Annotated in this window: 12 protein-coding genes; 10 read left to right on the forward strand and 2 right to left on the reverse strand. The window is 60.0% G+C overall.

Translation table 11 applies throughout. The annotated features are described in order from the left end of the window. The first annotated feature begins 600 nt into the window (after window positions 1–600). From RIFP1SYM_RS13825 to gspC, 9 genes are all read left to right on the forward strand, one after another. A complete protein-coding gene (locus RIFP1SYM_RS13825; RefSeq protein WP_139042154.1) occupies window positions 601–1,539 on the forward strand; it encodes a FimV C-terminal domain-containing protein in 939 nt (312 codons plus the stop codon). A gap of 73 nt (window positions 1,540–1,612) precedes the next feature. Continuing rightward, window positions 1,613–2,374: a tRNA pseudouridine(38-40) synthase TruA gene (truA, locus tag RIFP1SYM_RS13830; RefSeq protein WP_006475029.1), complete on the forward strand. Its 762-nt coding sequence runs from the start codon at window positions 1,613–1,615 to the stop codon at window positions 2,372–2,374. 41 nt (window positions 2,375–2,415) lie between these two features. Beyond that, on the forward strand, window positions 2,416–3,042 hold the full coding sequence (locus tag RIFP1SYM_RS13835; protein ID WP_005965836.1) for a phosphoribosylanthranilate isomerase: 627 nt from the start codon (window positions 2,416–2,418) through the stop codon (window positions 3,040–3,042). Further along, window positions 3,026–4,243, forward strand: a complete 1,218-nt coding sequence (trpB, locus tag RIFP1SYM_RS13840) for a tryptophan synthase subunit beta (protein ID WP_005965838.1) — start codon at window positions 3,026–3,028, stop codon at window positions 4,241–4,243. Before RIFP1SYM_RS13835 ends, trpB begins: the two co-directional genes overlap by 17 nt. Beyond that, window positions 4,240–5,046: a tryptophan synthase subunit alpha gene (trpA, locus tag RIFP1SYM_RS13845; protein ID WP_005965841.1), complete on the forward strand. Its 807-nt coding sequence runs from the start codon at window positions 4,240–4,242 to the stop codon at window positions 5,044–5,046. The genes trpB and trpA overlap by 4 nt, the downstream gene beginning before the upstream one ends. Before the next feature lie 51 nt (window positions 5,047–5,097). Further along, a complete protein-coding gene (gene accD, locus RIFP1SYM_RS13850) occupies window positions 5,098–5,958 on the forward strand; it encodes an acetyl-CoA carboxylase, carboxyltransferase subunit beta (RefSeq protein WP_005965843.1) in 861 nt (286 codons plus the stop codon). A 15-nt stretch (window positions 5,959–5,973) separates the two neighbouring features. Beyond that, window positions 5,974–7,245 carry a bifunctional tetrahydrofolate synthase/dihydrofolate synthase gene (gene folC, locus RIFP1SYM_RS13855; protein WP_005965845.1) on the forward strand — a complete coding sequence of 424 codons (1,272 nt, stop codon included), beginning with the start codon at window positions 5,974–5,976 and terminating at the stop codon, window positions 7,243–7,245. Window positions 7,246–7,309: 64 nt separating this feature from the next. After that, window positions 7,310–7,849 (forward strand): SPOR domain-containing protein, encoded by a 540-nt coding sequence (locus RIFP1SYM_RS13860; RefSeq protein WP_005965847.1) that lies wholly within the window; start codon window positions 7,310–7,312, stop codon window positions 7,847–7,849. A 21-nt stretch (window positions 7,850–7,870) separates the two neighbouring features. Continuing rightward, entirely contained in the window at window positions 7,871–8,806 is a 936-nt protein-coding gene (gene gspC, locus RIFP1SYM_RS13865; protein ID WP_005965849.1) for a type II secretion system protein GspC, read from the forward strand. Between the two features lie 10 nt (window positions 8,807–8,816). Here the strand turns inward: gspC and RIFP1SYM_RS13870 are convergent, their stop codons facing one another. Further along, complete coding sequence (locus tag RIFP1SYM_RS13870) at window positions 8,817–9,458, reverse strand: gamma-butyrobetaine hydroxylase-like domain-containing protein (protein WP_006475026.1); 642 nt, start codon at window positions 9,456–9,458, stop codon at window positions 8,817–8,819. Between the two features lie 92 nt (window positions 9,459–9,550). Further along, complete coding sequence (locus RIFP1SYM_RS13875; protein WP_039960557.1) at window positions 9,551–10,432, reverse strand: TauD/TfdA family dioxygenase; 882 nt, start codon at window positions 10,430–10,432, stop codon at window positions 9,551–9,553. Between the two features lie 85 nt (window positions 10,433–10,517). On the opposite strand from RIFP1SYM_RS13875, the gene ubiT reads away from it, so the two are divergent. Beyond that, window positions 10,518–11,000 (forward strand): ubiquinone anaerobic biosynthesis accessory factor UbiT, encoded by a 483-nt coding sequence (ubiT, locus tag RIFP1SYM_RS13880; protein WP_006475024.1) that lies wholly within the window; start codon window positions 10,518–10,520, stop codon window positions 10,998–11,000. Window positions 11,001–11,218: the final 218 nt, after the last annotated feature.

The following is an 11,218-nucleotide window of genomic DNA, read 5'->3' on the forward strand; positions in this document are numbered from 1 at the left end:
AAAAGGCCTGATCGAGGTGATGGGTGGCAATACCACTGTCGTTGCCGGTCTGGTTGGCGGTGTCGCCGTGTTGCTGCTTGGTGTGATGGCACTGGCGATGCGCCGTCGAAAGGAGGCGGAAGCCGAGTTCGAAGAGAGCATCCTGATCGTGCCGGAGGCCGATGNCAGTTCACCGTCAGCTGCCGAGATGGGGGATGGGCCGGTCAATGAGCCGACCGATGAAACCTCCTTCATGAGCGACTTCACGCCCAGCGATATCGATGCTCTGCAGGATGAGACTGGTGAGGTCGATCCGATCTCTGAGGCTGATGTCTATATCGCCTATGGTCGTTACCAACAGGCGGAAGAACTTATCAAGCAGGCAATTGAGAAGTCTCCCGAGCGTCTTGAGCTGAAAGAGAAACTGCTTGAGATCCACTACTCAGCAAAAGACACCGCAGCGTTTAATGAAGCCGCAGTTGCAATGCACCAGGAAGGTATAGCCGAGAGCGACAGCGATTCATGGAAAAAGATCGCCCGTATGGGGCGAGAGCTGGATCCCGAGAATGTACTCTATGAGTCGGCGCTAGACAGTGATGAGGAGGTCTCTGGCGGGATGACATGGATGATCTGGGGCTGGAGTTGGAGAGTGGTTTTACTGACTCCTCACGGCTTGAGAGCACTCCATCGGCGATAATCAGCAGTGACCGGCCGGCTCCGGATGGAGAGACCGAGATCGATCTCGATAGTATGGAGATTGGTGAGCTCAAAGATTTTTCTGAGACCATCTCCATTGACTCAGAGGCTCTTGGTGCCAGTGAGATGGCAGCACCGGAGGAGGTCTCCAGGGAAGAGGTCGCCCCTCAAACTGTCACAGAGTCCCAGGCGTTAGGTTCGGTGCCGGGGCTTGATGTTGCTGAGGCGGATTCGAGTCTGGCCCGCGAACTGGAAGCGGCGGTGGAAGAGATGCAGGCAGAGTCGGTTGTGGGCCTGGCGGTTGACACCGAAACGCTCGATATCGATCTGGATACCCTTGACCTGGATGAGCTGGATGCCGACGATAGCACCCAGATCGAATTGCCCCATGATCTGTCTGACCAGCTGAACAAGCTGGATCAGATGGGGGGCGCTGGTGATGATACGAGCGAACTGAGTAATCTTGATCTGAGTGCTGCTATGACGGACTCGGCAGGCACAGGGGATTCACTTACTCTCGGTGATGATTCAGAGTCGCTTGATGATCTGGATCTGGCCAGCCTGGAGCGGGAGCTCGAGTCGCTCTCTGATGATCTGGATAACGAGGAGAATGGCAGCGAGAGCTTTGAATCAAGCAGTGCCTTTGGCGAGACAGACGACAGCATCGCGCCGATCTCCTTGACCTTCGATGAAGGGATCGAGTTGGGTGGTGAAGATGAGGTTAACACCAAGATGGACTTGGCCCGTGCCTATCTCGATATGGGTGACGAAGAGGGTGCAAAGAATCTTCTCGACGAAGTGATTGCAGAGGGTTCATCCGTACAAAAGCAGGCGGCGCAATCGCTGCTGGGACAGCTCTCTTAAGCCTGATACTTTAACGACAATGATCGATTACAGGGCGCACACTGTGCGCCCTTTTTGTTGCGGCATAGACAAGATGAAAATCGCACTGGGAGTTGAGTATGACGGCAGCGGTTTCAACGGCTGGCAGAAGCAGAGTCACGCGCGCAGTGTGCAAGAGGATCTGGAAGCGGCGCTGTCACGCGTTGCCGATCAACCGGTGCGAGTGCATTGCGCAGGACGCACCGATACCGGCGTGCATGGTACCGGTCAGGTAGTCCATTTTGAGACCACGGCAGAACGGCCGCCTCGCGCCTGGGTGCTGGGCAGCAACGTCAACCTGCCTAATGATGTGAGTGTCAGCTGGGCGCGGCAGGTGGCAGACGATTTCCATGCACGTTTTTCGGCAACCGGGCGACACTATCGCTACCTTATCCTCAATCGGGGTACCCGTTCCGCACTTTGGCGCAATCGGGCGACCTGGCACCATCATCCGCTGGATGAGCATCGTATGCACCAGGCGGCACAGGCATTGGTGGGCACCCACGACTTCTCCTCCTATCGCGCCCTGGGGTGTCAGGCAAAGCATCCGGTGCGAACCATTCATCGTCTCGATGTGAGCCGGCAGGGGGAGATGATCGCCATTGAGGTTCACGCCAATGCTTTTTTGCATCATATGGTGCGCAACCTCGCTGGAGTGTTGATGGCGATTGGTCAGGGTAAGCAGGAGGTCTCCTGGGCGGAGGAGATCCTGCAGTTACGCGACAGACGCAAGGGTGGTGTGACGGCGCCGCCCCACGGACTCTACCTGACCAAGGTGGACTATCCGGAAGAATTCCAGTTGCCGGATAGGCGCTGACGTGGCGCGCTGCGGCGCTATCCTGTATCTTCTGCCCCCTTATGAGAACACGGGTCAAAATTTGCGGCATCACCCGGACTGAAGACGCGTTGGCGGCGGTGCAAAGTGGCGCCGATGCGATCGGCTTGGTCTTCTATCCGCCAAGCCCGCGGGCGGTGGCACTGGATCAGGCAAGCCAGATCGTGGCGCAGTTGCCACCCTTTGTCAGCGTGGTTGGTCTGTTTGTCGATGAGTCAGCTGAGCGGATCGCAGAGATCCTTGCCCGGGTTCCACTCGGCCTGTTGCAGTTTCATGGCAACGAGACACCGGCCCAGTGCGCGGGGCATGGTAGGCCCTGGATCAAAGCGATCCGTATGCGTGATGGAGTGGATCTGCTGGCCGAGGCTGAGCGGTTTGCGGATGCTGCCGGTCTGTTGCTCGACAGCTACCAGCCTGGCAAGCCCGGCGGCACCGGCAGCACCTTTAGCTGGGATCGGATTCCAACGGAACTGGCACCAAACATCATCCTTGCGGGCGGCCTAGATCCGTTCAATGTAGAGTCTGCAGTACGCCAGGTGCGTCCCTATGCGGTGGACGTCAGTGGTGGCGTTGAGCAGACCAAAGGCATCAAAGATGCCGACAAGATTGCAGCCTTCATCGAGGGAGTAAAACGTGGCGACGACTGCTGAAAAGATTATCGGAACACTGCCGGACGAGCGCGGCCACTTTGGCCCCTACGGCGGCCTGTTTGTGGCGGAAACTCTGATGGAGCCGCTGCAGGAACTGCGCCTCGCCTACGAGCGCTACATGCAGGACCCTGATTTCATCAAAGAGCTGGACGCGGATCTGGCCAACTATGTCGGCCGTCCTTCACCGCTCTACCATGCCGAGCGCCTCTCCCGTGAGCTGGGTGGCGCGCAGATCTACCTCAAGCGCGAGGATCTGAATCACACCGGCGCCCACAAGATCAACAACACCATTGGTCAGGCGCTGCTCGCCAAACGCATGGGCAAGACCCGCATCATCGCCGAGACCGGCGCTGGCCAGCACGGTGTGGCAACTGCCACCGTGGCTGCGCGGCTGGGCCTGGAGTGCGTGATCTACATGGGCGCGGTGGATGTGGTGCGGCAGGAGGCAAACGTCTACCGCATGAAGCTGCTGGGTGCCGAGGTGCGGGCCGTCGAATCGGGTTCCAAGACCCTGAAAGATGCCCTCAACGAGGCGATGCGTGACTGGGTTACCAACATTGATGACACCTTCTACATCATCGGCACCGTGGCCGGCCCCCACCCCTATCCGGCGATGGTGCGCGATTTTCAGACCGTGATTGGCCGCGAAGCCCGCGAGCAGATTCAGGCACAGGCTGGCCGCCTGCCCGATGCGCTGGTGGCTTGTGTTGGCGGTGGCTCCAACGCGATCGGCCTGTTTTATCCCTTCCTCGACGATGCTGAGGTAGCGATCTACGGTGTCGAGGCGGCGGGCGACGGTCTTGAGACCGGTCATCACGCCGCGCCGCTCTGTGCCGGCCAGCCCGGCGTGCTGCATGGCAATCGTACCTATCTGATGGAAGACAAGGATGGCCAGATCATCGAGACCCACTCGATCTCCGCCGGCCTGGACTACCCGGGGGTCGGACCCGAGCACGCTTGGCTGAAGGACGGCGGCCGCGCCCAGTATGTGGCGATCAGCGATGACGAAGCGCTGGCGGCATTCCATCAGCTGACCAGGGTGGAGGGCATCATCCCGGCGCTGGAGTCGAGCCATGCGCTTGCCTATGCTGCCAAGCTGGCGCCGACCATGCGGCGGGATCAGATCATCCTGGTTAATCTCTCCGGACGGGGTGACAAGGACATGCATACCGTGGCGGCACGGGAGGGGATCGTGATATGAGTCGCATCGAGACAAGATTTCAGCAGCTGCGCGAGGCGGGCAGGAAGGCGTTGATCCCCTTCATCACCGCTGGCGATCCCGGTCCTGGCGTCACCGTGCCGCTGATGCACGAGCTGGTGCGCAGCGGTGCTAGCCTGGTCGAGCTGGGTGTGCCTTTCTCCGATCCCATGGCTGACGGGCCGGTGATCCAGCGTGCCAGCGAGCGGGCACTGGCGCACCAGGTCAGCTTGCACGACGTGCTCGACATGGTGGCGGAATTTCGCCAGCAGGATCAGCAGACCCCGGTGGTGCTGATGGGCTATCTCAATCCGATCGAGATCATGGGCTATGCCGCGTTCGCAGAGGCCGCCGCCAAGGCCGGTGTGGACGGGGCACTGGTGGTCGATATCCCGCCGGAGGAGGGCGAGGAGCTGCTGCAGGCGCTGCGCCAACAACAGCTTGACCAGATCTATCTGCTCGCCCCCACCAGCACTGCCGAGCGGATCAGTAAGGTCACTGCTGCCGCGAGTGGCTTTGTCTACTATGTCGCGATCAAGGGTGTCACCGGCGCCAGTCACCTCGATCTCGATTCGGTGGCCGAGAAGATCGGAGAGATTCGCGCCGCCACCGATCTGCCGGTCGGTGTCGGTTTTGGCATCAAGGATGCCGAGACCGCTGCCGCCATGTCGCGGATTGCCGATGCGGTGGTGGTTGGCAGTGCGCTAGTATCACGGGTCGAGGCGCTGGCCGACACCCCCAAAGCGATCGCACCGGCGCTGGGCAGCCTGCTAAGCGAGATGCGCGCGGCGATGGACCGGGCCTGATCCGTTCATCATCCACTGACTTTCTGATATCTATTATGTAGACTCTGCGTCATGAGCTGGTTTGAGAAATTAATGCCGAGCCGCATCCGTACCGATGGCGGCAACAAGCGGGCGGTACCCGAAGGTTTGTGGACCAAGTGCCCAGGGTGTAACGCGATCCTCTATCGTGCCGAGATGGAACGCAATCTGGATGTCTGTCCCAAGTGCAACCACCATAATCGGATTGGTGCGCGGCGGCGTCTCGACACCTTCCTTGACGAGGCGCCGAGGGAAGAGATCGCGGCCAACCTGGAGTCGTTAGATCCGCTGAAGTTCAAGGACAGCAAGAAGTACAAAGATCGCATCGTGCAGGCACAGAAGAACTCCGGCGAGAAGGATGCGATGCTGGTGATGCGCGGTCAGCTGAAGGGGGTCGATCTGGTCGTCGCCGCCTTTGAGTTCAGCTTCATGGGCGGCTCGATGGGCTCGGTGGTGGGGGAGAAGTTCGCCCGTGCCGTGAGTGTGGCGCTGGAGCGCAACATCCCCCTGGTCTGCTTCTCCGCTAGCGGCGGTGCGCGCATGCAGGAGTCGCTCTTTTCCCTGATGCAGATGGCCAAGACCAGTGCCGCCCTGGAGCGGTTGCAGAAGCGTGGCCTGCCCTTCATCTCGGTAATGACTGATCCCACCATGGGTGGTGTCTCTGCCAGTCTGGCGATGCTGGGTGATGTCAATGTCGCCGAGCCCAACGCTCTGATCGGCTTTGCCGGTCCCCGGGTGATCGAGCAGACGGTGCGCGAGACCCTCCCTGAAGGGTTCCAGCGCAGTGAGTTCCTGCTGGATAAGGGCGCCATCGACATGATCGTCGACCGGCGTGACATGCGTGACCGCATCGCCGATCTGCTGAGTATCTTTACCCACGCCACCCGCCCCTGAGCCCACGGCTACGCCATGCGTTTCACCTCCCTGGCCGAGTGGCTGGCGTGGCAGGCGTCGCTCCACCCCGAGTCGATCGAACTGGGTCTGGAGCGGGTCGCCTCGGTGTGGCGGCGAATGCGGCCGACGGGGCTGCAGAGCACCGTTATCACGGTTGCCGGCACCAACGGCAAGGGCTCCTGTGTTGCGCTGCTGGAGTCGATCTACCGCAGTGCCGGTTACACCACTGGTAGCTACACTTCTCCCCACCTGATTTGCTACAACGAGCGGGTGCGCCTGAATGGTGCGCCGATGAGCGATCAGCGTCTCTGTCAGGCGTTCGAGCGGGTCGATCAGGCAAGGCAGGGGATCTCCCTGACCTACTTTGAATTCGGCACCCTGGCGGCGCTGGAGATCTTTGCCGAGTTGCAGCCACAGGTGGTGATCCTCGAGGTGGGGCTGGGTGGACGGCTGGACGCGGTCAATATCATCGATCCCGATCTGGCCCTGATCACCACAGTGGATATCGACCATACTGCTTGGTTGGGAGAAGAGCGGGAGCAGATCGGCCGGGAGAAGGCGGGCATCATGCGAGCGGGAATCCCGGTGGTGCTGGCGGATGCCGATATGCCGGCGTCCGTTGTGCAACATGGTGAAGCGTTGGGGGCACGGCTGTTCCAGCTGGGCAGCGCGTTTCGCGCCAGCCCATGTGGGCAGGGCTGGGACTGGTTTGGACTGGATCAGGTTGAGCGGGATCTGCCCTTGCCTGCCCTTACCGGAGCGTTTCAGCGTTCCAATGCGGCGGCTGTGATCAGTGCAGTCAAGCTGCTGGAGGCACGCCTTCCGGTGGGCCGCTCGGCGCTGGAGGCGGGGCTGAGCGGGGTGCGGTTGCAGGGGCGGATGCAGCTAGTGGCTGGCTCGCCGCCAGTGCTGCTCGATGTGGCGCATAATCTCCAGGCTGCGGCCGCGCTGAAGCAGCATATCGAGGCGCTGGGCATCAAGGGTGAGGTGCGGGCGGTGTTTGGCATGCTCGCCGACAAGGATGCGGCAGGCGTGATCGCGCTGCTGCAGCCGCTGGTCGATCGCTGGTGCATTGTGGCGACGGATGAGTCTGGGCGGGCACGTCAGACCGGGGAGCTTGGGGCCCTGTTCCGGCGCTCGGCAGTCGAGTCGTTGGTCGAACCCCACGAAAGCATTGCAGCTGCCCTGCAAGCGGCCAGTGCGGGCCTGGGGGCAGATGATCTGGTGGTGGTGTTCGGCTCGTTTCAGATCGTTGGCGACGCGTTGCACAGATTGGGCCAGGAGTGACAGAAGCGCCTGGCTTTGTTGATATACTTCGACAGGTCTGACGACAAAAGGGCGGATAAAGATTTTGCGCGAGCGGCTGAAACAGAGACTGGTGGGTGGCGCCGTACTGGTCTCACTGGTGGTGATCTTTGTGCCGATGCTGCTGGAGCAGCCGATCGATACCGAGCGAGTGTTTCAGGGGGATCGGATACCGCCGCGTCCTCCGGAGCCGGTGATGCGCCATGAGAACGGTGATATTCTGCCAGGTCTGATGCCGCCGGAGGATCGCTCGCCCGAGGTTGGCGGGGCGCCTGCCGTGGTCGATGATCCTGCATCTGAACCTTTAGTTTACAAACAAGAAGGACGAATCGAAAGAGCGGTCCCGAGCGCCTGGATGATCCAGGTGGCCAGCTTTCGCAAGCGCGCCAATGCGGAGGCGCTGGTGTCACGATTGCGCAAGGCTGATCTGCCGGGCAGCCTGAAAAAAGCTACAGTAGATGGGAAGAGGGTCTATCGGGTGCAGGTCGGTCCGGAGGTCGACAAAAAGCTTGCGGAGCAGATGGCCGCGAAGATCAAAAAAAGATTCAAACTGAGGGTGTCGCTGCGCCGCTACAGCGGAGGGTGATCCGGGCAGAACGGAACAACTATGGATATCTCCATCTCATTGCAACGGGTGTTTGGTTCGCTTCTCGATCAGCGACAGGTGCCCGCCTGGCTCGCCCCGCTGATGAAACAGGTCTTGCCAAAGGCAGCGGTGGTCGTCCTTGTGCTGTTGATCTCCGAATTGGCAGCGCGCATCACCTGGTCGCTGATCCCGGAGCCCGCCACACAGACAATCACGCTGCAGACCCAGCAGAGCGCGGCCCCTGAAAAAGAGGCGCTGGATATCGCCAAGGAGGCACGGCGCCTCGCCTCCCTGCATCTGTTTGGCCGCCCGGGGGTGATCAAGAGCAACTCCGCTAAGGTGATCCAGAAGAGTGCACCGGAGACCCGCCTGAATCTGACCCTGCATGGAGTATTTGTCGATGACAACCCGGAGAAGGGGGCGGCGATCATCGGCAAGGCTGGCTCGAAGCAGGATCACTATAAGGTTGGGGCCAATATCAAAGGCGTGGGGGGTGTGAAACTTCAGGCGGTCTACAACGACCGGGTGGTGCTGTTGCGAAACGGCCAGTCAGAAGTGCTGCGATTCCCCAAGACGAAGGGGGGTGGCATCTCCACCCGGGGTAAGCGTTCCCGCCCCTCCGGGAGCACCGGCAACACCGCTGCCAACACCTCACTGCGCAGCTACAAGGACCTGTTTCAGAAAGAGCCGCTGAAGATTATGCAGCACCTGCGCTTTGTCCCGGTGCGCTCGGGGAAAAAATTGAAGGGTTACCGGCTGCTGCCGCAGAAGGACAGGAAGCTCTACAATCGTCTCGGCGTTCGCCCATCCGATCTGGTGACAGCGGTAAACGGGATCCCGCTGGATGATGAGAGGCAGGCCTTCAAGCTGCTTGATACCCTGAAAAAGGCGGAGCAGCTTGAAGTCACCATCCTACGTCAGGGCAATGTGCAGTCTCTTAGCTTCAGCCTGAAATAGTTTCGTCGCGTTACATGCTCGGTGTGGCCGGTGGGGTTGGGGAGAGCGGGATCAGACCCACCTCATCACCATCCTCTAGCAGTGTGAAGGACTCCGCGAACTGTTTATTGACGGTTGGGCGGATCGATTCCATCTCAAGCATGTCCGCCCGGTCGGGACGGCGCCGGCGCAGCAGCGTCAGCAGTGTTTCGATATTGCTGACCGAGGCGGGAAGAATCATCTCTTCGCTCTGTTTTCCCAGCTTCTGCACCAGCCAGGAGAAATAGTAGATGGTGATGCGCCGGTCGGTCTCCACTTCGGATGCGCCGCGCTGATAGCCGATCGCCTCAAGCCGCTGCAGGTATGCCTGCCACTTCGTCTCCCATTGCTGCCCCAACTCGTAGAGGGTCTCCCAGGAGTAGATGCCTGTGTCGTGGCCGTCATCGAAGATCAGACGGATTGCATATTGCCCCTGGGGCTCGATGCGCTTGATGTTGACTGATTCTTTACCCGTTACCGGTTCACTGCTCGCTTTCACCTCCGCCGCAGGGGAGAAGACCCGCAGATATTCGCTGGGGTAATCAAAACTGGCTCCATCGGAGAAACTGATAGTCAGCTTGCGTGACTTCTGGTGCAGATTGATCTCCAAGGGGATCGGGGTCTCGTTACTCATTTCATCAACCTGATCGATAGCGGCCAAGGCGCGGGATGGTGACACAGAATGTCGGCAGGGTTCAACCGGCGGTGGAAGGAAAGGTTTCCGGCTCAGGTGCCCTGGATGCGGTCGAAATAGCGCGCGCGATAGAGCAGCCGTTGGGATTTGTCCTTGTTGAAGGCGCTGCGAGTGTGCAGGACGTTGTTGCTCAGCAGTCCCTGGCCAGCATCCAGCTTGCCGCGGAAGTGCCAGGGTGAGGGAGCATTTAGCAGCGCTTTGAGATAGTTGACGGCTTCTGCCAGCAGCGGATCTGCCCGCCACTCGATGCTGCGTGAGCGATCGGTATAGCGCATGTGTAGATGGCCGTCTGGGGCGATCGAAAAGACCGGGCCGCTGCGTGCCGGACGCAGAATCTCGCCGTCGACTTGGTTGGCGGGGATGGTCATGGCTTGCGGGTGCATCAGGGCCTGGATGTAGGCGGGTTGGTAATCCCGGATCTGCAGGTAGACGATCTCGTGATCGAGCAGCGCGTTTTCCCCTCCCTTTGCAGCCGGCTCGACACAGTGCAGCAGCAGACCGTGGATCTGCTCCTTTGGTTGGTTGTAGTAGCCGTCGGTGTGCCAGGCGATAGGACGGTTGCTGTAGGGGATGTATCCTCGGTGCAGCGCATCAGGCTGGACGGTGAGTGAGGTGATGGCGTCATTGTCGGCACACATGTTGTGATCGAGACGGTGCAGGCCAAATCGCTCGCCCAGCTGGCGGATGGTGTTCTTGTCTGAATCGTGTCCTGAGAGTCCAGCCCAGATCACCATGTTACTTTTGCGACAGCAGGTCATCAGGGCGTCGTATTCGCTCTGGCGCAGATCGCGGGGATTGCCGATCTCCACGATCAGTTGGTCCAGGCTGGTTGGATAGTCTGTCAGCTTCTGCTCACGCCAGCGTTTGTAGGCCTCGTTGTTGGCGAGGTCGAAGGGATTCCGTTGCTTTGTCATGATCCGCAAATTGTCGCAGATATCGGTTACTGTTGTTATGATCAGCAACCTGTTGTCCAGCCGCTTTTCAGAGGTAGTGGGTCCGATGATAAACCAAATCGCCAAACGTCCGCGTCTCCCCAAGCCGCTTGCCCTGCCCGGTCGGCTGATTCCGGAGCGCCTGCACAGCCTGATCCTGAGCCGGCTGCTGAATCGTCTGCTGGTTATCGAGCGTGAGGAGGGGGAACTTGACTTTCTCGAGGGGCGCAGTGTGAGGATCAAGGTGTGCGATGCAGGCATTAGCTACCTGCTCTCACTGGAAGAGGGGATGATCAGAGAGTTGTCAGTGAAGGATGAGGCGGACCTGACCGTCAGCGGCACCGCCTACGATTTTCTGCTGTTGCTCTCCGGCCGTGAGGATCCGGATACCCTGTTTTTTCAGCGCCATCTGCAGATGGTGGGCGATACTGATCTGGGCGTGCACCTGAAAAACATGCTGGCCGCTCTGGACCCTGACTCTTTGCCGCTGCCGGGTAGCTTTCAGCCCATGCTGCAGCGTTGTCTCAGCGCTTATGAGCGTTTTGCCTGATCTATCTTCCTGTCGGCTGCCGTAGCGGCCTCGTTGCCTGGCGGGGTGGCGTGATCCTCCTCCCAAAATCGCTGAACTCAAGGCGATATGCAGGCTATCTGACAGGAAAATGTGACTTCGTCACTTAAGCCCCCTGCCTTTGCCACCGATACTTCGAGTGTCATTTTTATAGGCCATCCTGTGGGTAGAGTCATGAAGCTGTTACGTACCATCGCCGC

The sequence above is a fragment of the endosymbiont of Riftia pachyptila (vent Ph05) genome (assembly GCF_000224455.1).
Taxonomy (GTDB): domain Bacteria; phylum Pseudomonadota; class Gammaproteobacteria; order Chromatiales; family Chromatiaceae; genus Endoriftia; species Endoriftia persephonae.